Origin of the sequence: Streptomyces sp. ISL-94 (assembly GCF_018614075.1) — a bacterium.
GTDB lineage: Bacteria > Actinomycetota > Actinomycetes > Streptomycetales > Streptomycetaceae > Streptomyces.
In genome coordinates this window covers 1-19,092 of sequence record NZ_JAGGOZ010000106.1, presented here as the reverse complement: position 1 = coordinate 19,092, position 19,092 = coordinate 1, and the positions used below count along the sequence as shown (strand labels likewise).

Here is a 19,092-nt window from a genome sequence, read left to right as displayed (position 1 = left end):
CATGCCAACAACGTAGGACCCTCCTGACGGGTGCGGCGGTCGTCACCAACCTCGGAAGCCACGGAGCGCTCATCGCGGCCGCCTTCGCGGTCATGGAGGCGGGCGGCTCCGGCGGCGACGTCGGCCTCGTCGCGGCGGCCCGTACGCTGCCGCTCGTCCTCTTCCTCCTCATCGGCGGCGCCCTCGCCGACCGGCTGCCCCGCCACCGCGTGATGGTCGCGGCCAACGCCCTGAACTGCCTCTCGCAGGCCGCCTTCGCCGCGCTCGTCCTCGCCGGGGACCCCCAGCTGTGGCAGATGATGCTGCTCACCGCGCTGTGCGGCACCGGTACGGCCTTCTTCAACCCGGCGGCCGAGGGCATGCTGCTGTCCACCGTGTCCGGTGAACACGCCAACCGGGCCTTCGCGCTGTTCCGCATGGCGACGAACGGCGCCGGCATCGGCGGCGCCGCCCTCGGCGGCGCGATGATCGCCGCGATCGGCCCGGGCTGGGTGCTGGCCGTGGACGCGGCCGCCTTCGCGCTCGCGGGCGCGCTGCGGGCCTTCCTCGACGTCAGCCGCGTCGCCGACCGGGCTCCCGGCGGCGGGCTCCTGGCCGACCTTCGCGAAGGCTGGGTCGAGGTCCGCACCCGGCCCTGGCTGTGGAGCATCGTGCTCCAGTTCTCCGTGGTCGTGGCCGTCGTCGGCGCCGCGGAGGCGGTCTACGGTCCCCTGGTCGCGCGGGACCGCCTCGGGGGCCCCGCACCCTGGGGCCTGGCCCTGGCCTTCTTCGGCGTGGGCACCATCGCCGGGGCGGTGCTGATGATGGCCTGGAAACCGCGCCGGCTGCTGCTGGTCGGCACGCTGTGCGTGTTCCCGCTGGCGCTGCCGTCGGCGGGGCTTGCGGTTCCCCTGCCCGTGTGGGGGCTGTGCGCGGTGATGTTCGTCAGCGGCAGCGCCATCGAGGTGTTCGGCGTGAACTGGATGACCGCGATGCACCAGGAGATCCCGGAGGAGAAGTTCTCCCGGGTCTCGGCCTACGACTGGTTCGGCTCGGTGTCCATGCTCCCCCTGGCCACGGCCCTCGCCGGCCCGGCCGAATCGGCCTTCGGCCGCACCCCGGCCCTCTGGGGCTGCGCCACGCTGGTCATCCTGGTCACGGCCCTGGTCCTCCTGGTCCCGGACGTCCGCCACCTGACCCGCAAGCCACCACCCCCGAAATCCCCAGAACTGTCAACGGCCTCCAGCGCCACCGGTACCTCCGACCCCGCCGGCGCTTGAGGCGGCGGGGCACATTCAGCCCCGCCGGCGTTTGAGGCGCGGGGTCTGGGGCGGAGCCCCGGTCTCGAGCCCCGCCGGCGTTTGCGGCGCGAGATGTGGGGCGGAGCCCCTGGTGGCACCTCCCAGCGGTAGCTGGAGGAGAAGCGGCGCCGCACCCGCCCGCTCACCCCAGGCTGAACGCCCCCTCCGGCGGCTGCGGCGAAGCCACCGCATCCGCATCCCCCACCACCGCAGCCCCCCGCATGAACCGCGCCAACGACTCCCCCTCCTCCACCCTGGCAGGAAACGCATCGGAGGCGCACCGCCGAGCCAGCCCACCCACCGGAAGCCCCCCATCCGAAGCCAACAGCACGGCGTTGCCGAACCGCCGCCCCCGCAACACCGCCGGCTCCGCGATCAGCGCGAGCTCCCCGAACACCGCCCCGAAGTTCGCCAACTGCCCCCGCAGGAAACCGAACGGCGCCCCGTCGGCCAGGTTCGCCGCGTACAGCCCGCCGGGCCTCAGCACCCGCGCCGCCTCCCGCGCGTACTCCACCGACGTCAGCTGCGCCGGCACCCGCGATCCGCCGAACACATCGGCCACGACCACGTCCGCGCTGTCCGTCGGCGCCCCCTCCAGCCAGGCCCGCGCATCGGCGGCATGCACCGTGACCCCGGCGCCCTCCGGCAGCGGCAGGTACTCCGCGACCAGCTCAACCAGCCCCGCGTCGAACTCCACCACCGTCTGCCGGGATCCCGGCCGGGTCGCCGCCGCGTACCGCGGCAGCGTCAGCGCGCCCCCGCCCAGGTGCAGGAGGTCCAGCGGAAGCCCCGGCTCCGCCGCGTGGTCCAGGACGTGCGCGAGGCGGCGTACGTACTCGAACTCCAAGTGCTCGGGATCGTCGAGGTCCACGTACGACTGCGGCGCCCCGTCGACGGTCAGCAGCCAGGCCCGCTCCCGGTCCACGTCCGGCATCAGCTTGGCAGTGCCCTGGCCCACGTCCCGGATCACCGGAATCTGTTCGTCGCTCACCGCACCATTGTCAGCCCTGCCAGACCGGCCAGACCTCGTCAGGCCGACCAGACGGCAGCCGCCTCGGCGGCGTGCTCCGCCGCCTGCGCGAGCCCGGCACGCGCCGCCGGGTCCCGCCGCGCCGGGTCCAGGACGTTGCGCCCGAAGACCTTGCGGGCCTGCGCGGACGGGGTGATCAGCAGCACCTTGGCGCCCGCCTCCCGCAGCCGCGCCGCCTGGGCGGCGGGCGAGGGGAGCAGCCCGGAACCGAGCGCGATCGGCGCCAGGACCACCACCCGCGCGTAACCGGCGGCCAGGTCCGCGTTGGTCGCCGAGCGGACCCCGCCGTCGATGAACCGGCGCCCGCCGACCGTCACCGGCGGCCACACCCCCGGCACCGCGCAGCTCGCCGAGACCGCGTCGAGCAGCCCGGCGCCGCTCTCCCGGTCGAAGTCGGCCGGCTCCCCGCTGACCGCGTCGACGGCGGTGACCACGAACCTGCGCTCGGGCCACTCGCTCGAGACGAGCCGGGCCTCCAGCACCTTGCGCCGCTCCGCCTCCTCGCCGGTGTCGGCGGCCAGCGCGAGGGCACCCACCCGCCTGCGGTAGGCGAGGGCGTCCCGCGACCGCACCATCGCGACCGCGTACCGGGCGATGAGCCCGGCGCCGAGCCTGGCCGCCCGCTCCCCGGCGGGGTCGCCGAGCTGGCGCTCGTACAGCTCCTGCGGGGTGAGCAGTCCCGAGGTGAGCTGGGCGCCGACCACGGAGCCGGCCGAGGTGCCGACGACGAGGTCGGCAGTGGTGAGGTCCACGCCGGCCCGGGCGAGCCCGTACAGCATCCCGGCCTCCCAGCCGACGCCGGTGAGTCCTCCGCCGCCGAGCACCAGTGCCGTGTCGCCGCCCATCTCCGCCCGCCCCTCTTCGTACTCCGTTGGTGACGGCAGTCTGCCGCAGCAGTCCTGCCGCCACCACGGAAGGGCCAGGATCGGCCCAGCCGGCCCTAGCCCAGTACGGCCGTCACCGTCCCCGCGCCGACGGTCCGCCCGCCCTCACGGATGGCGAAGCCGAGCCCCGACTCCAGCGGGACGTCCCGTCCGAGCTCGACGGTCAGCGTGACCGTCTCCCCCGGCCGGGCCACGCCGGCCTGGCCCAGGTCCACGTCCCCCACCACGTCGGCGGTGCGGATGTAGAACTGCGGCCGGTACCCGGACGCCACCGGCGTCGTCCGCCCGCCCTCGCGCGCCGACAGGACGTACACCTGCGCCGTGAAGCGCCGCTTGGGCGTCACGCTGCCGGGAGCGGCCACCACGTGCCCGCGGCGCACCCCGTCGCGCGGCACACCGCGCAGCAGCAGCGCGACGTTGTCCCCGGCCTCGGCGGACTCCATCGGCTTCCCGAAGGTCTCCAGCCCGGTGACGACCGTCTCGACGGCCTCGCCGTCGCCGCCGAGCACGCTGACGCGGTCGCCGAGCCGTACGCTGCCGCGCTCGACGGCGCCGGTCACGACGGTCCCGCGCCCGGTGATGGTCAGCACGTTCTCCACCGGCAGCAGGAACGGCGCGTCGGTGTAGCGCACCGGCATCGGCACGTATGTGTCCACCGCGTCGAGCAGCGCCTCGATCGCCCCGGTCCACCGGGGGTCGCCCTCCAGGGCCCCGAGCCCGGAGACCCGTACGACCGGCGCGCCGTCACCGCCGTAGCCGTGCGCGGTGAGCAGGTCGCGGACCTCCAGCTCGACCAGGTCGGTCAGCTCGGGGTCCCCGGCGTCGGCCTTGTTCAGGGCGACGACGATGTGGTCGACGCCGACCTGCCGGGCGAGCAGCACGTGCTCGGCGGTTTGCGGCATGACCCCGTCCAGCGCGGAGACGACGAGGATCGCGCCGTCGAGCTGAGCGGCGCCGGTGACCATGTTCTTGATGTAGTCGGCGTGCCCGGGCATGTCGACGTGGGCGTAGTGGCGGGTGTCCGTCTCGTACTCGACGTGCGTGAGGTTGATGGTGATCCCGCGCCGCGCCTCCTCGGGCGCCCGGTCGATCCGGTCGAAGGGGACGAAGGAGGCGCCCCCGCGCTCGGCGAGGACCTTGGTGATGGCGGCGGTGAGGGTGGTCTTGCCGTGGTCGACGTGACCCATGGTGCCGATGTTGAGGTGCGGCTTGGTGCGCACGAAGGCCGTCTTGGCCATGGTGTTCTTCCCGTTGCTTGAAGCCGGAACGGGACCCCTGAAGCGAACCGACCCTCCCCCTGCGGGGTCCGCCGGACGATCCGGGAAGGGTCAGCTTCGTACGCCGTCGAATGCGGCGAAGGGGAATGCCTCGAAGGAGATCGCGGCAGCCTTCGGCGCGTCCGCGACTGCGGACGGCGCTGCGAGGAAGGCGTACCGGGACATGCCGCTGATCCTGCCGGACCGGCCCCGGTCCGTCGAATGAATTTCCGCGCGTGAACTTCCGCGCGCTCAGAGGTTCTTGAGGGCCTCGCGCACGGACAGCGGGGTGGGGAGGCCGGGGAGGGGAACCCTGGGGGGCCGCCGGCCGTTCGACAGCATGAGGCACAGATTACGGCGGGCTGCCGCATACGTCGGCTAGTCTCCCGGGATGTCCCTCCTCCTGGCGCCGTGGACGCGGCTGTCGCTGCTCGTCGTGCTGCTCGTGGCGGCCGGCGTGTGCGTGCTGCTGTACGAGCCCCAGCGCATCCTGTCGGAGGGCTGGCCCCCGGGCCTCCCGGTCGGCGCGGCGGTCCTGTTCTTCGCCGCGGCGTACGGCGTGTGCGCGGCTGCCTTCGTGCCGCGCCCGCTGCTCAATCTTGCCGCGGGAGCCGTCTTCGGCACCCAGTTCGGCCTGGTCGCGGCGGTCGGCGGCACCGTGCTCGGCGCCGGGATCGCCTTCGGCCTCGGGCGGCTCATGGGCCAGGAGGCCTTGCGCCCCTGTCTGCGCGGCCGCTGGCTCCAGGCGGCCGACGGACAGCTCAGCCGGCACGGCTTCCGCTCGATGCTCGCCGTCCGGCTGTTCCCCGGGGTGCCCTTCGTGGTGGCCAATTACTGCGCCGCCGTGTCCCGCTGCGGCTGGGTCCCCTTCCTCTCCGCGACGGCGCTGGGCGTCGTCCCGAACACCGCGGCGTACGTGATCGCCGGGGCCAACGCCTCCTCCCCCGGATCGCCCGCCTTCCTCGTCTCGTTCGGCTTCATCGTCGTCTCCGTGGCGGTCGCCGGAGCCGTCGCGTGGCGGGGGCGGCACCGGCTGGCGCCGCCCCCGATCCACCAGGCGGCGTCCGAACAGGCCTCCGAGCACCCCCCAGTGGTCATGGGCACTTCGCACGGGCCCTAGCATCGGACCCGAACTGCCCGACGATCACAAGGACGAGCGCACCCCGACATGAGCTGGTTCGAATCCCTAATCCTCGGTCTCGTCCAGGGGCTTACGGAGTTCCTCCCGATCTCCTCCAGCGCCCACTTGCGGCTGACCGCGGCGTTCGCCGGCTGGCACGATCCCGGAGCGGCCTTCACCGCCATCACGCAGATCGGCACCGAGGCCGCCGTGCTGATCTATTTCCGCAAGGACATCGCGCGGATCATCTCCGCCTGGTTCCGCTCGCTGTTCACCAAGGCGCTGCGCTCCGAGCAGGACGCCAAGATGGGCTGGCTGGTGATCGTCGGCTCGATTCCGATCGGTGTCCTCGGCCTCGCCTTCAAGGAGCAGATCGAGGGCCCGTTCCGCGACCTGCGGCTGACCGCCACCACCCTCGTCGTGATGGGCGTCGTGCTGGGCGTCGCCGACCGGCTGGCCGCGCGCGACGAGGAGGGCGGCCGGCACCGCGCCATCCGCGAGCGCAAGACGCTCAAGGAACTGGGCGTCAAGGACGGTCTGATCTTCGGTGTCTGCCAGGCCATGGCCCTGATCCCGGGTGTCTCCCGCTCCGGTGCGACGATCTCCGGCGGCCTGCTGCTGGGCTTCACGCGTGAGGCGGCGGCCCGTTACTCCTTCCTGCTCGCCATCCCCGCCGTCCTGGCCTCGGGTGCGTTCGAGATCAAGGACGTGGTGGAGAGCCCGGGCCACATCTCCTGGGGTCCGACGATCTTCGCGACGGTCATCGCCTTCTTCGTGGGATACGTCGTCATCGCCTGGTTCATGAAGTTCATCTCCAGCAAGAGCTTCATGCCCTTCGTGGTCTACCGGATCGCGCTCGGCATCGCGCTGTTCGTACTGGTCGGCATGGGCGTGCTGAGCCCGCACGCCGGCGAGTCGGGCGGGTAGCCGCAGCCGCGCTCACCGCTTCGCGTGAACCGCAGGCCGCTCGGGAACGTTCCCGGGCGGCCTGCGCGTCGTTGTGCCTGGAGAGACCTGAAGGCAAGGAGCAGGGGGTGTCCCATGGGTCGAGTGGTTCTGGAGCGTTTTCCGGCCGGAAGTCCGCGGGGAAGCTGGCCCGCCGAGGAGTACGCCGCGCAGCGCATGCGCGAGGGTGTGCCGGCCGAGGTGGTGATGGACCTGGACAGTGACGCGTTCCTCGTGGTCGTCCGGCAGCGGGAGGTGCATTCCGGTCACTGACCGGCCGCGGAAGGATCCGATGGGCGCACGCCCCCTTGGCCCCGTGCCCCCGCAGCCCCACACTGTCCCGATGACGCAGCGTGTGGACCTCGCGACGGTAATGGACCGCCTGGCGATCGACGAGGTGGTCACGGGGTACGCGGTGGCCGTCGACGACGGCGACTGGGCGGGGTACCGCGCCCTGTTCACGGCGGGCGGACGGGCCGACTACCGCTCCGCGGGCGGCATCGAGGGCCCGGTCGGCGAGGTGGCCGACTGGCTCGCCGAGACCATGAAGCTCTTCCCGGTGCGTCAGCACCTCGTGGTCAACCGGCTGGTCCGGCTGGAGGACCGGGGCGGTTCGCCCGGCGACAGCGCGGAGGTCCGGGCGGACTTCCTCAATCCGATGAGGCTGGCGGGGCCGGAGTCCGACGGGACGGTCACCGCGCCCAACTTCTCGGCGGCGGGGCGCTACACCTTCGCGCTGGCCCGCACCGGCGACGGCTGGCGGCTCACGCGCGTCACCGTGCACGAGAAGTGGCGGCGCATGTCCGCCTGAGCCCGCCCGGCCGGGCCCGGTACGTCCGGCACTGCCACACTGGAAGCGGAGGCGCCATGGTCCCGGTCCCGAGCGGGTGGTTCCTGCGGTGGCGTGCGCCGGCCGCGGTGGCCGCCGGCGCTCTGCCCGCGCTCGCCTTCCCCGCCCCCGCGCTCTGGTGGTTCGCGTACGTCGCCCTCGTGCCCTGGATGCTGCTGCTGAGGTCGGCCCCCAGCGGGCGGCGGGCGGCGCTGGAGGGCTGGCTCGGCGGCGCGGGCTTCATCGTGGCCGTCCACCACTGGCTGCTGCCCAGTCTGCACGTGTTCCTGCTGCCGGTGGCCGCGCTGCTGGGCCTGCTGTGGATCCCCTGGGCGCTGCTGGTGCGCGACCTGCTCGGCGGGCTCCCGGCCGCGCGCCGGGCGGGCGCCGCGCTGGTCCTCGTACCGGCGGGGTGGCTGCTGTCGGAGCTGGCCCGGTCCTGGCAGGGGCTGGGCGGGCCGTGGGGGCTGCTGGGGGCGAGCCAGTGGCAGGTGCCGCCCGCGCTGCGGCTTGCCTCGGTGGGCGGGGTGTGGCTGGTGAGCCTGCTGGTGGTGGCGGTGAACTGCGCCCTGGTGCTGCTGATCACCGTTCCCGGGGCGCGGGTCCCGGCACTGGCCGGGGTGACGGGGTGCGCGGTGCTGACGGGGGTGGTGTGGCTGTGGGTGCCGCGTCCCGAGGTGTCGGGCGGGCTGCGCGTGGCCGTCGTACAGCCGGGCCTGGTGGCGGAGGCCGGCGACGGCACGTCCGGGCCGGAGCAGCGGTTCGCGACCGGGGAGCGGCTCACGCGGACCCTGGCCGGGCAGCGGGTCGACCTGGTGGTGTGGGGCGAGAGCAGTGTCGGCGAGGACCTGGCGGCCCGGCCGGACCTGGCGCGCCGGCTGGCCTCACTGTCCGCGGAGGTCGGGGCTCCGCTGCTGGTGAACGTGGACGCGCGGCGGGCGGACGGCCCCGGGATCCGCAAGAGCGCGGTGCTCGTGGGCGCCGAGGGCCCCACCGGGGACCGGTACGACAAGATGCGGCTGGTCCCCTTCGGCGAGTACGTACCGGCGCGGTCCCTGCTCGGCTGGGCCACCGCCGTCGGCAAGGCGGCCGGCGAGGACCGCGTGTCCGGTGACGGCCCGGTGGTCATGAACCTGCCCGCCCGCCCGGACGGCAGGCCCGGTGTCCGCCTCGGCCCGCTGGTCTGCTTCGAGTCGGCCTTCCCCGACATGAGCCGGCACCTGACCCGCGACGGCGCCGGCCTCCTCGTCGCCCAATCGGCGACCTCCACCTTCCAGGACAGCTGGGCCCCGGCCCAGCACGCCTCGCTGGCGGCGCTGCGCGCGGCCGAGGACGGCCGCCCGGTGTTGCACGCCACCCTCACCGGTATCAGCGCGGTGCACGGTCCGTCCGGGGAGCGGATCGGAGCCGCCCTGCCCACCTCCGCGAGCACGGCGGCGGTGTACGAGGTCCCGCTCTCGCGCGGCACGACCCTCTACGTCCGGTACGGGGACTGGCCGGTGGCCGCGGCCCTCGCGGCGCTGGCGGCCTACTGCGCCGCGCAGGGCGTCCGTGCGCTCAGGAGGCCTGCTCCAGAGCCGAGCTCACCACCCGCTCGCACAACGCGTGGGTGAGCAGCGCGTCCCGCGCGCTGAGCGTCTTGCCCGCCACGACGGCCTGCAGGAAGTGGTCCACGACCTGCTCGATGCCGCGCTGGCGGGCGACCGGCACCCAGTCCCCGCGGCGGCGCACGGTCGGCTGGCCCTTGTGGTCGATGATCTCGGCGAGGTTGACGACCTGTCGCTTGGTGTCCTGTCCGGAGACCTCCAGGATCTCCTCGGTGGAACCGGACAGCCGGTTCATGATGCCCAGCGCGGTGAAACCGGCGCCGGACAGCTGGAGCACCACCTGGTGCATCAGCCCCTCGCGCACCACGGCCCGGACGTCGACGTGATCGGCCTCGCCGGGCAGCAGGAAACGCAGGGTGTCGACGACGTGGATGAAGTCGTCCAGGACCAGGGTGCGGGGGTCCTCGGGCAGCCCGACGCGGTTCTTCTGCATGATGATGAGGTCGCGCGGGTGGTCGGCGCACTGCACGTAGCCGGGCGCGTGGCGCCGGTTGAAGCCGACGGCGAGGCTGACCCCTCGCTCCTCGGCCAGCTCCACCAGCCGCTGGGACTCGGCGAATTCGTAGGCGAGCGGCTTGTCCACGTACGTCGGCACGCCGGCCTCCAGCAGCCGCGTGACGATCTCGGGGTGGACGGAGGTCGGGGCGTGCACGAAGGCCGCGTCGAGGCCCTGGCCGAGCAGCGCGTCGAGATCGGTGTGCAGGCGCGCGGCCGGGATGTGGTGGAAGGCGCCAATCCGCTCCAGGGTGGCGGGCGTACGCGTCTGCAGGTGCAGCTCGACGCCCGGGCGGGTGGTGAGGACGGGCAGGTACGCCTTCTGCGCGATGTCGCCGAGTCCGATGCAGCCGACCTTCACCGGGAGCCTCCTGGTTCGTTCCTTGTGGGACGCCCGCAGCTTAATCCCTGGTGGAGCAGGCCCGGTTCGCCGAGGATGGCCCTCATGACCACCACCTCCGGATCACACCGCTACGAGCCTTCCACCACCGCCGACGAGCGCGAGATGCTCGGCGGCTGGCTCGACTACCATCGCGCCACCCTCGCCTGGAAGTGCGAGGGACTCCAGGAGGAGCAGCTGCGCCGCACCCCGCTCGCGCCCTCCGAACTGAGCCTGCTGGGACTCGTACGGCACATGGCCGAGGTGGAGCGGTACTGGTTCCGGGAGATCATGCTCGGCGAGGACCTCCCGGAGCTGTACTCCACGCGCGAGGACGTGGACGGCGACTTCCACTTCACCGACAAGGACACCTGGGCCCAGGCCGAGCAGGTGTGGCAGACCGAGGTCGAGCTGGCCCGGCAGGCCGCCGCGGGCCGGTCCCTGGACCTGGTGTCGCAGGCGGAAAGCCACCACCGCGGCGAGGTCTTCAGCCTGCGCTGGGTCTACACGCACATGATCGAGGAGTACGCGCGCCACAACGGCCACGCGGACCTCCTGCGCGAGCACATCGACGGTGCCACCGGCGAATAGGGGGTCGCCCGTCACCCGTGCGGGGTGAATATGGGCTCAGGGTTTCCACAACGCGGTCCTCGCCCAGCAGAGTTGCGCGGGTGCATCCAACCCGAACCACGACAACGCTGCTGCTCGGAGTCGCCTGTGCCGTCTCGGCCGTCTCCGGCTGTGTGCATGTGAACCCCGGCCCCGTGCAGCCGGCGGCGACCCCCGCCGCGGGGGTGCCGCCGCACCACGGGCCGCGCGGCGGTCCGGGAGCCGCCCCGGTCATCGTCCGGGCGCCCGCCCTGGAGGCGCTGGAGTCGGCCCCGGAGGGGCCCCCTCAGCCCACGGCCGCCGCCTCCGCCGCCGCCCCGGCGCGCGGGTCCGCGCAGCCGGCCGCGCAGCAGGCCCCCGGCGGGCCCGTGGAGGCCGCGCCGCCGGTTCTGGACATCCCCGAGCCCCGGAAGCCTTCCGAGAGGGCCTCGGGCCGTCCCGGCGGCCGCCGGGACCGCCCCCGGCCCGGCGCGAAGGCCGAGCGGGAGCTGGTGAAGGAGCTGCCGGTGCGGCCCGCCGACGTGTGCGCGCTGGGCCGTCGGCACGGGCGGTGGCACCCGGACAGCCCGGAGGCCCGCATCTGCGCGGGCGTCCAGGGGAACTGACCGGCTCACGGGGACTGCTCCGGGAACGGCCGGGGCCCTCCGCCCGGTTCCACGGCCAGGCTCCGCTCCAGCCGGGCGATGGCGCCCCGCACGCGGTGCCCGTACCCGTCGTCGGGCAGTGCGCCGGTGGCCGCGCGGGCCCGGGCCAGGTGGATCCGGGCCGCCTCCGGCCGGCGGAGTTTGACGTAGTCGGCGGCCAGGCTCAGGTGCAGGGACGGGTAGAACGCCAGCATCGCGGGGCCGGGCCCGTCCTCCAGCGCTTCCGCGGCGCTCAGCGCCCTCAGGTCCCATGCCAGTTCGTCGGCCGGGTCGTCCTGGGCGTCGGCCATGTAGTGGGCCAGGGTGCACCGGTGCAGGGAGGCGCCCTCCTCGCCGATCTCGGACCAGATCGCGCCGAGCCGGTTGCGGGCCTCCTCGCGGTCGCCGGCGTGCAGCAGGATGACCGCCTGGCCGATCCTGGTCATGACGGCGTCCTCCGACGCCTCCTGCTGCTCCGTCACGGCGGCCTCCGGCTTGCTCCTGCCAGACCTGCTCCGGTCTGATCATCAAGAAGCTAGCCGGAGGCACCGGCATTGCCGCCGAGGCGCGGGGCTTCGTCAGCCGAGGTCCGGGATCCGCCAGTCGATCGGCTCATGGCCCTGCGCCGCGATGGCCTCGTTGATCTGCGTGAAGGGCCGGGAGCCGAAGAACTTCTTGGCAGACAGCGGCGAGGGGTGGGCGCCCTTGACGATCACGTGCCGCTCCTCGTCGATGAGCGGGATCTTCTTCTGGGCGTAGGCCCCCCAGAGCACGAAGACGGCCGGGTCGGACCGCTCGGACACGGCGCGGATCACCGCGTCGGTGAACTTCTCCCAGCCCTTGCCCTTGTGCGAGTTGGGCTCGGCCTCGCGGACGGTGAGCACCGCGTTGAGCAGCAGGACGCCCTGCCGGGCCCACGGCATCAGATAGCCGTTGTCCGGGATCGGAAGGCCCAGCTCCTCCTTCATCTCCTTGTAGATGTTCCTCAGCGAGGGCGGGGTCTTGACCCCGGGCCGCACGGAGAAGCACAGGCCGTGGCCCTGGCCGGCGCCGTGGTAGGGGTCCTGGCCGAGGACCAGCACCTTCACCTGGTCGAAGGGCGTGGCCTCCAGGGCCGCGAAGACCTGGTCGTGGGGCGGGTAGACCGGCCCGTTCGCCCGCTCCTTCTCGACGAACTCTGCGAGTTCCCTGAAGTAGGGCTGGTCCAGCTCCCCGCCGAGGACGGGGAGCCAGGACTCGGGCAGCATCTGGGTCACGGCGACAACCTCCGGTACAAGTTCGTTCAACTGCTCCTGAACCTACCGGTGCCCACTGACAACGCCGCGGGCGCGGGCCCCCGCTCCACCGCTACCAGCTGGTCTTGCGGTACAGCTCCCACATCTGGAAGACGGTCTGCGGGTCGAGCGCCCGCTCCCCGCCGGCGATGTCCTCGCCCGCGGCGACGTACAGCTTGCCCTGCCACAGCGGCAGCAGCCGGACGTCCTCCGCGAAGATCTGCTGCGCCTGCTCGAACTCGTGGACACCGGCCGAGCGGTCGCCCTCACGGCGGGTCTTGGGCAGCAGTTCGTTCAGGATCGGGGCGGGCTCGTACGGCGTGCCGACCGCGTTCTCCTTGCCGACGAACGGCGCGATGAAGTTGTCCGGGTCCGGGAAGTCGGGGAACCAGCCGCGGCCGAAGACCGGGTACTCCTGGCCCTTGTAGCCCTCCTGGAAGGTCTTCCAGGGCTGGCTGCGGAGGGTGATCTTGAAGAGCAGGCTCTCGTCCAGCTGCCGCTTGAGCTCGGTGAACTCTTCGGCGGTGGAGGAGCCGTACCGGTCGGTGGTGTACCAGAAGGTCAGCTCGACCGGCTGGTTGATCCCGGCGTCCCTCAGGATCTTCCTGGCCTTGTTGACGTCCGCGTGGCCGTACTTGTCGTAGAAGGGCGTCTTGTGGCCGACGACCCCCTTCGGGACCATCGAGTACAGCGGCTCGGCGGTGCCCTGGTAGACCTTGGAGACGAGCGCCCCGCGGTCGACGAGCTGCGCGATGGCCTGGCGCACCGGCAGCTTGGCGACCGCCGGGTCCTTGGGGTTGAAGACCAGGTAGCGGATCTCGGCGCCGACGTTTTCGACGACCTGGACGCCGAGCGCGTGCGCCTCGGGGGTCTGCAGGTCCCGGATCTCCGCGGCCGACAGGCCTCGGTAGGTGGCGTCGATCTCCTTCGCCTTGAGCGCGGAGACCATCTTCTGGGAGTCGCTGAAGTAGCGGATGGTGACCGCGTTGTTGCGGCGGTTGGCGAAGCCCGTGTAGCTCTCGTTGCGCCCCAGGACGGCCTCGGAGCCCTCCTTGTAGGAGTCGAGCACGTACGGGCCGGAGCCGGTGACCTTGCCGTCCTCGCGCACCTTGTCGGCCGGGTACTCCTTGGGCGCGACCAGCGAGGCGGCGGGCGAGCCGAGGACGAAGGGGAAGGTGGCGTCCGAGGTGTTCAGGTGGAAGACGACCGTCAGCGGGTCCGGGGTCTCGATCCTCTCCAGGCTGCCGAAGAGGTCCTTCGGGCCGACCTTGGAGCCGATGGTCTTGATCCGGTCGAGGGAGTGCTTGACCGCCTTGGAGTCGAGCGCCTCACCATTGGAGAACTTCAGGCCCTTGCGCAGGGTGCACCGGTACGCCTGGCTGCCCGAGTCCGTGAACTCGCAGCTCTGGGCCGCGTCCGGCTGAGGCTTGCTGGAGCCCGTGGGGAAGGCGAGCAGCGTCTGGTAGACGTTCCGGTACAGCTCCCAGGAGCCGTCCCATGCCGCAGCGGGATCGAGGATGCTCGGGGCGCTCGTCGTGCCGACGACGATCGGCTTCGCGTCGTCGGCGCTGTCGTCCGAAAGCAGGCCGCAACCGGCGAGCAGGGATATGGACGCAAGGGCCGCAGTGATCTGCAGGCATCTGGTCCGGTTGAACACGTGCACGCTCCTCGATCAGCCAGGGGTGCGGCAGACCCTACCGCAGTGCCCCACGAATCCAAGGGGGAGGTTTCGTGGGGCACTTGACCGGTTCCGTGCACATTCGGTATGCATTTGCCATCCTCCGGGAGGCAAATCCGTCCGATTATCGGTCAGTGCACCCCGGCATTGAGGAACATTCCTCCGTCAAGGACCAGGGTTTGCCCGGTGATCCATTCCGCTTGTGCAGATGTGAGGAACGCCGCGGCCCCTCCGACGTCCTCCGGGACGCCGAGTCGGCCGAGCGGATAGGCGGCCGCGGCCTCCTGCTCCCGGCCCTCGTAGAGCGCCTGCGCGAACTTCGTCTTGACCACCGCGGGGGCGATCGCGTTGACCCGGACCCCGGGGGCCATCTCGTGGGCGAGCTGGAGGGTGAGGTTGACCATGGCGGCCTTGCTCATCCCGTACGCGCCGATGAAGGGCGAGGCGGAGACGCCGGCGATCGAGGCGATGTTCACGATCGCCCCGCCGTTCTCCTTCTGCCAGGCGTGCCAGGTCCGCTGGGCGAAGCCGAGCGCCGAGATCACATTGGTCTCGAAGACCTTGCGCGCGACCCCGAGGTCCAGGTCCGCGATCGGGCCGAAGACCGGGTTGGTGCCGGCGTTGTTGATCAGGAAGTCCACGCGGCCGAAGGCCTCCATGGTCCGCTCGACGGCCACCGCCTGGTGTTCCTCGTCGTGCGCCTTGCCGGCGACCCCGATCACCCGGTCCGAGCCGAGCCGCTCGACGGCCTCCTTGAGGGTCTCCTCGTTGCGCCCGGTGACGCAGAGCCGGTCGCCGCGCGCGACCAGCGCCTCGGCGATGCCGTAGCCGATGCCCCGGCTCGCCCCGGTGATCAGCGCGACCTTGCCGCTGTCGATGCCGTTGTACGTCATGACGTACGCCCTGCCTCTCGTGATCGCGTCAGTTGAGCGGGCCGCCGGCCACGTACATGACCTGGCCGGAGACGAAGCCCGCGGCCTCGCCGGTGAAGAAGGCGATGGCGTTGGCGATGTCGTCCGGGCGGCCCACGCGCTGGACGGGGATCTGGGTGGCGGCGGCCGCCTGGAAGTCCTCGAAGCCCATGCCGACGCGGGCGGCGGTCTGGGCGGTCATCTCGGTGACGATGAAGCCGGGGGCGACGGCGTTGGCGGTGACGCCGAATTTGCCGAGCTCGATGGCCAGGGTCTTGGTGAAGCCCTGCAGGCCGGCCTTGGCGGCGGAGTAGTTGACCTGGCCGCGGTTGCCGAGCGCCGAGCTGCTGGAGAGGTTGACGATGCGGCCGAACGTGGCTTCCACCATGTACTTCTGACAGGCCTTCGACATCAGGAAGGCACCGCGCAGGTGCACGTTCATGACCGTGTCCCAGTCGGTCTCGCTCATCTTGAAGAGCAGGTTGTCGCGCAGCACGCCCGCGTTGTTGACCAGGATGGTCGGAGCGCCGAGCTCGCTCGCGACGCGCGCGACGGCCGCCTCCACCTGCGCGCCGTCGGAGACGTCGCAGCCGACCGCCAGGGCCTTGCCGCCGGCCGCGGTGATCGCCTCCACGGTGTCCTTGCAGGCCGCCTCGTCGAGGTCGAGTACGGCGACGGCCCGGCCCTCGGCGGCCAGGCGTACGGCGGTGGCCGCGCCGATGCCCCGGGCCGCCCCGGTCACGATCGCGACGCGCTGCTCGGTGGTGGACATGCTGGATCTCCTCGCCCTTGAGAGACGGCCGCCCAGAGGTGAGCAACCGCTTAGTAGCTTCAGCTGAGGAGACGCTAGGATCCCTGGCACCCGGTGTCAACGCCCCCCAGCGCCCGCCAAGGCGTGTTCGGCCCCACCGCTGCTTGCGGCGCCGGGGCGCCTTCCGCCGCGCCGCTGTTGAGGTGGCAGGGGAACTTTCCGCCCCGTCGGCATTCGAGCCGCCGGGGGGCACGTTCAGCCCCGCCGGCGCGTGAGGGGCGGGGGCTCGCGGGCACAGCCCCCGGCAACGCCGCCGCGCCCGATCACCGGCGGGACCCGGTCAGCGGACCAGCAGGGCCAGCAGCCGCTCCACCTCCGCGGCAGGATCGGCCGTCAGGCCGGTGTGCACCGGCCCCGGCTGCACCACCGTGCTCCGCGGAGCGATCAGCCACCGGAACCGCCGTCCCGCGTCATCCCCCGCCGCCTGGCCGGCGGACTCGCCGCCCGCGCACACGCCCTCGACCCCGTGCAGAGCCGCCCGCACCCCGGCCACGTCGGCCCCGGGATCCAGCGCGAGCAGCTTCGCCTCGTCGAGGTGGGTGCGCGCCGCCACGTACGCATGGGCCCGGCAGTAGACGATCACACCGGCGTTGAAACACTCACCGCGCTCCATCCGGGGCACCACACGCACCAGCGCGTACTCGAACACGTCCCGCTTGGTCACTCGCCGTCGCTCTTCTTCTTGGTCTTGTGGGGCCATTCCGTCAGGTGGTCAGTGAGCCAGCCCGGCGGCTTCTGCGGGGCCTTCACCTCGGCCTCCAGCGAGATCCTCTCGTGGATCGTGGCCGCGCGCGGCAGCAGCGCCTCCACGTAGGCGCGCCGCAGCGCGTCGGTGGAGTCGAAGCCGGGCTCGTCCACCAGCCACTCGTCGGGCACATCGGCCGCGACCTCGGTGAGCAGCTCCTCGGTCACCAGCGGCGCGAGCGCGGCCGCGGCGGCCGCGATGTCCGGGCCCACGGGGGCCAGTACGTGGTCGGAGGCGTTGTACGGCTTGGCCGCCGCGGCCTCGGCAGTGGGCCAGTTGTGGTGCCAGATCATCGTGGCGCCGTGGTCGATGAGCCAGACGTCCCCGTGCCAGACCAGCATGTTCGGGTTGCGCCAGGACCGGTCGACGTTGTTGATCAGGGCGTCGAACCAGACCACGCGCCCCGCCTCGACCGGGTCCACCTGGTAGGCCAGCGGGTCGAAGCCGATCGAGCCGGGCAGGTAGTCCATGCCCAGGTTCAGCCCGCCGCTGGCCTTGAGCAGCTCCTGCACCTCCTGGTCGGGCTCGCCGAGCCCGATGACGGGGTCGAGCTGCATCTGCACCAGCCGTGGGACCCGCAGTCCCAGCCGCTGGGCCAGGCGGCCGCAGATGACTTCGGCGACGAGGGTTTTGCGGCCCTGGCCGGCTCCGGTGAATTTCATGACGTATATGCCGAGGTCGTCGGCCTCGACGACACCGGGAAGCGAGCCCCCCTCGCGCAGGGGCGTGACATAGCGGGTCGCGGTGACTTCTGTCAACATCTTCCCAGGCTACATGTCCCACAGGCCTGGACATCCAAGGTGCCCCCAGATATGAGCGCGCCCTTCACGAGCCCCCATCCATCAACACTGGGGAGTTTCCGACCGCACGTACCGAGATCATCCGGAGCGAGGATACCGGGAGGGCGGATCATCCTCCCGCAGGGGCGCATGGGGCAAGGCGCAGCTACTTCTACGGCCCTATTCCCAGGCAATCGCGCACCCCTCCTTTCAATTCTAAGGTGTAAGTCAGATCGAGTCCGGCCGCAGTGCGGCCCGCAATCAGCCCTGGGGAGAATCTGGAGAGTTTCAACCAGGGCCGTGGCGCCACCTCAGGACCTGATCACAGAGCCCGCACCAGTCCGCGAACCAGGGGCGCTTCAAAGGCCCCACAAGTGCATGGGTCCGCAGGTCGCAGCGGCGCAAGGGGCCCGGGCCGGCCCGTAACGAACGCAACGAAGCTCCGATTGGGCGGGTTGACCGTCCCAAGTCACCTTGATCCACCGGGGCTTCGATGCGCCACAGGTCTGCCACCGTCTGCCTGGCCAAGTCGCCGGTCCTGGGCAGCGTGGTGGGACCGCCACTGGTGGAGCGGCTGCGGCTACTGCCGGATCCGTGGCAGCGTCGCGGGGTACGTCACCCGCTCGTGGCGGTGCTGCTGATCGCCGCCTCCGCGGTCGTTGCCGGCGCGCAGTCGTTCGCGGCTATCGGCCAGTGTGCCGCGAGCGCCCCGCAGCACGCCCTGGCCCGTCTGGGCGCCCACGCCGACGGCGCGCTCGGCGTACCCCGGACCCTCCAAGCGCCGCAACGATCCGCCGGGGCATCGCCCTAGCCTGCCCGGGCAGCCTGGCTGATCTGACCGGCGCTGATCCCGCCGGCTCGGACTCACTGGTTGTGGACGGCAAGGCCGCCCGCGGCTCCCGGCACGGCACCTCGCCCGCCCCGTTTCCTGGCCGCGATGACCGGCGACGGCTGGGCCGTCACCCAACTGCGCGTTCCCGACAAGACGAATGAGATCACATGCTTCGCCGCGCTGCTGGAGCCCTACGGCCTCACCGGGGTCACCGTCACGGCCGACGCGCTCCACACCCAGCGCGGCCACGTCCGCTTTCTGGTTGAAGAACCGCTCTCGCCGACGCGGTCGTACGGATGCGCGCCGACGGCATCCAGCCCGTGCTCGTCGGCTCCGGCGCCGTCGACGTCGGAGCCGCCCGGCTGGCCTCGGCGGGCATCCCGCACGCCCCGGCGGCCCGGCAACTCTCCGCTGCCGTGGGGCAAGGCCTGCTCATGGGGTCCCTCCGCGCGGCGCTCGGCGAGCGAGGGCTGATCGCGGCGCAGATCCTCCTCACCCCGCTCGACCTCACCGGCGCGGAGCACCGCGACAGCTCCCGGACGGTCCTGGATGACGCCCTCGGCTCCGGGCTGGTGCCGGTCGTCCATGAGAACGACGCCGTCATGGTCCGCAACAGCGATGTCCTCGCAGCCCTGGTCGCGGCTTCGCTGAAGGCCGCCCGGCTGCTGTTGTTCACCGATGCGCCGGGGGCTGTACGAGGGCGACTCCGGCCGGGGCCACCGGGCCCGACGGATCCCCGAAGTCGCCGTCATGACCCCGGAGATCGAGCGGCTCGCCGGCGCCGTGCTGTGCGCGGCCTGGATCGCCACCTTGGCGGGCGTGCCCGTGGTGATCGCCGACGCGGACTGTGTCGTACGCGCCCTGCAGGACCGATCTAGTCAAAACAGGTGGAAGAAAACCGCAGGTCAGCGCCCTGCGCACTGCCATTGGAAAAGTGTGCGCTATGGGCGCGGCGTGCGGAATCGTGACGCTGGTTGCAACGCTCTTAGACCGACCGGCAAATGG

General features: G+C 72.2%; 21 protein-coding genes and 1 pseudogene. 11 read left to right on the top strand and 11 right to left on the bottom strand.

The annotated features are described in order from the left end of the window. The first annotated feature begins 23 nt into the window (after positions 1–23). Positions 24–1,259 (top strand): MFS transporter, encoded by a 1,236-nt coding sequence (locus J7E94_RS28260; RefSeq protein ID WP_251057346.1) that lies wholly within the window; start codon positions 24–26, stop codon positions 1,257–1,259. Positions 1,260–1,422: 163 nt separating this feature from the next. Here the strand turns inward: J7E94_RS28260 and J7E94_RS28255 are convergent, their stop codons facing one another. The 3 genes from J7E94_RS28255 to tuf all read right to left on the bottom strand — a co-directional run bounded on the left by J7E94_RS28255 (position 1,423) and on the right by tuf (position 4,432). Beyond that, complete coding sequence (locus J7E94_RS28255) at positions 1,423–2,214, bottom strand: spermidine synthase (RefSeq protein WP_215019640.1); 792 nt, start codon at positions 2,212–2,214, stop codon at positions 1,423–1,425. A 95-nt stretch (positions 2,215–2,309) separates the two neighbouring features. After that, positions 2,310–3,155, bottom strand: a complete 846-nt coding sequence (locus tag J7E94_RS28250; RefSeq protein ID WP_215019637.1) for a patatin-like phospholipase family protein — start codon at positions 3,153–3,155, stop codon at positions 2,310–2,312. Positions 3,156–3,250: 95 nt separating this feature from the next. Continuing rightward, a complete protein-coding gene (tuf, locus tag J7E94_RS28245) occupies positions 3,251–4,432 on the bottom strand; it encodes an elongation factor Tu (RefSeq protein ID WP_215019636.1) in 1,182 nt (393 codons plus the stop codon). A gap of 409 nt (positions 4,433–4,841) precedes the next feature. Between tuf and J7E94_RS28240 the strand changes: the two genes are divergently transcribed. The 5 genes from J7E94_RS28240 (at position 4,842) to lnt (ending at position 8,957) form a co-directional block, all read left to right on the top strand. Beyond that, positions 4,842–5,570: a TVP38/TMEM64 family protein gene (locus tag J7E94_RS28240; RefSeq protein ID WP_215019635.1), complete on the top strand. Its 729-nt coding sequence runs from the start codon at positions 4,842–4,844 to the stop codon at positions 5,568–5,570. 48 nt (positions 5,571–5,618) lie between these two features. Continuing rightward, positions 5,619–6,497 carry an undecaprenyl-diphosphate phosphatase gene (locus J7E94_RS28235; RefSeq protein WP_215019634.1) on the top strand — a complete coding sequence of 293 codons (879 nt, stop codon included), beginning with the start codon at positions 5,619–5,621 and terminating at the stop codon, positions 6,495–6,497. A gap of 114 nt (positions 6,498–6,611) precedes the next feature. Further along, entirely contained in the window at positions 6,612–6,788 is a 177-nt protein-coding gene (locus tag J7E94_RS28230; protein ID WP_215019633.1) for a hypothetical protein, read from the top strand. A gap of 70 nt (positions 6,789–6,858) precedes the next feature. After that, a complete protein-coding gene (locus J7E94_RS28225; protein WP_215019632.1) occupies positions 6,859–7,326 on the top strand; it encodes a nuclear transport factor 2 family protein in 468 nt (155 codons plus the stop codon). Between the two features lie 56 nt (positions 7,327–7,382). Beyond that, positions 7,383–8,957: an apolipoprotein N-acyltransferase gene (gene lnt / locus J7E94_RS28220; protein ID WP_215019631.1), complete on the top strand. Its 1,575-nt coding sequence runs from the start codon at positions 7,383–7,385 to the stop codon at positions 8,955–8,957. Here the strand turns inward: lnt and J7E94_RS28215 are convergent. Then, entirely contained in the window at positions 8,902–9,807 is a 906-nt protein-coding gene (locus tag J7E94_RS28215) for a Gfo/Idh/MocA family protein (protein WP_215019630.1), read from the bottom strand. The two genes, lnt and J7E94_RS28215, sit on opposite strands and share 56 nt — an antisense overlap. An 84-nt stretch (positions 9,808–9,891) precedes the next feature. On the opposite strand from J7E94_RS28215, the gene J7E94_RS28210 reads away from it, so the two are divergent. Together J7E94_RS28210 and J7E94_RS28205 are read left to right on the top strand one after the other, a co-directional pair. Next, a complete protein-coding gene (locus J7E94_RS28210; protein WP_215019629.1) occupies positions 9,892–10,416 on the top strand; it encodes a DinB family protein in 525 nt (174 codons plus the stop codon). 80 nt (positions 10,417–10,496) lie between these two features. Beyond that, positions 10,497–11,039 (top strand): hypothetical protein, encoded by a 543-nt coding sequence (locus J7E94_RS28205; RefSeq protein ID WP_308345489.1) that lies wholly within the window; start codon positions 10,497–10,499, stop codon positions 11,037–11,039. A 5-nt stretch (positions 11,040–11,044) separates the two neighbouring features. Here J7E94_RS28205 and J7E94_RS28200 read toward each other — a convergent pair whose 3' ends face one another. From J7E94_RS28200 to J7E94_RS28170, 7 genes are all read right to left on the bottom strand, one after another. Next, positions 11,045–11,539 carry a hypothetical protein gene (locus J7E94_RS28200; RefSeq protein WP_215019627.1) on the bottom strand — a complete coding sequence of 165 codons (495 nt, stop codon included), beginning with the start codon at positions 11,537–11,539 and terminating at the stop codon, positions 11,045–11,047. 96 nt (positions 11,540–11,635) lie between these two features. Further along, the gene (locus tag J7E94_RS28195; protein ID WP_215019639.1) at positions 11,636–12,304 is read right to left on the bottom strand and encodes a uracil-DNA glycosylase; all 669 of its coding nucleotides are present in this window, start codon (positions 12,302–12,304) and stop codon (positions 11,636–11,638) included. Positions 12,305–12,404: 100 nt separating this feature from the next. Next, positions 12,405–13,988 carry an ABC transporter substrate-binding protein gene (locus tag J7E94_RS28190; RefSeq protein ID WP_215019626.1) on the bottom strand — a complete coding sequence of 528 codons (1,584 nt, stop codon included), beginning with the start codon at positions 13,986–13,988 and terminating at the stop codon, positions 12,405–12,407. A gap of 152 nt (positions 13,989–14,140) precedes the next feature. Then, positions 14,141–14,902 (bottom strand): SDR family oxidoreductase, encoded by a 762-nt coding sequence (locus J7E94_RS28185; protein ID WP_215019625.1) that lies wholly within the window; start codon positions 14,900–14,902, stop codon positions 14,141–14,143. Positions 14,903–14,930: 28 nt separating this feature from the next. Further along, a complete protein-coding gene (gene fabG, locus J7E94_RS28180; protein WP_215019624.1) occupies positions 14,931–15,692 on the bottom strand; it encodes a 3-oxoacyl-ACP reductase FabG in 762 nt (253 codons plus the stop codon). A 319-nt stretch (positions 15,693–16,011) separates the two neighbouring features. Beyond that, positions 16,012–16,395, bottom strand: a complete 384-nt coding sequence (locus tag J7E94_RS28175; protein ID WP_215019623.1) for a DUF3037 domain-containing protein — start codon at positions 16,393–16,395, stop codon at positions 16,012–16,014. Further along, positions 16,392–17,237: a HipA family kinase gene (locus J7E94_RS28170; protein WP_215019622.1), complete on the bottom strand. Its 846-nt coding sequence runs from the start codon at positions 17,235–17,237 to the stop codon at positions 16,392–16,394. The genes J7E94_RS28175 and J7E94_RS28170 overlap by 4 nt, the downstream gene beginning before the upstream one ends. A gap of 511 nt (positions 17,238–17,748) precedes the next feature. Here J7E94_RS28170 and J7E94_RS35020 point away from each other — a divergent pair. The 3 genes and pseudogenes from J7E94_RS35020 to J7E94_RS35010 all read left to right on the top strand — a co-directional run. After that, on the top strand, positions 17,749–18,066 hold the full coding sequence (locus J7E94_RS35020; protein ID WP_251057340.1) for a transposase family protein: 318 nt from the start codon (positions 17,749–17,751) through the stop codon (positions 18,064–18,066). 317 nt (positions 18,067–18,383) lie between these two features. After that, a pseudogene (locus J7E94_RS36080) lies at positions 18,384–18,716 on the top strand (glutamate 5-kinase); the annotation flags it as partial. 121 nt (positions 18,717–18,837) lie between these two features. Continuing rightward, positions 18,838–19,092: hypothetical protein (locus J7E94_RS35010; protein WP_251057338.1), on the top strand; the 255-nt coding region annotated here is incomplete at its 3' end.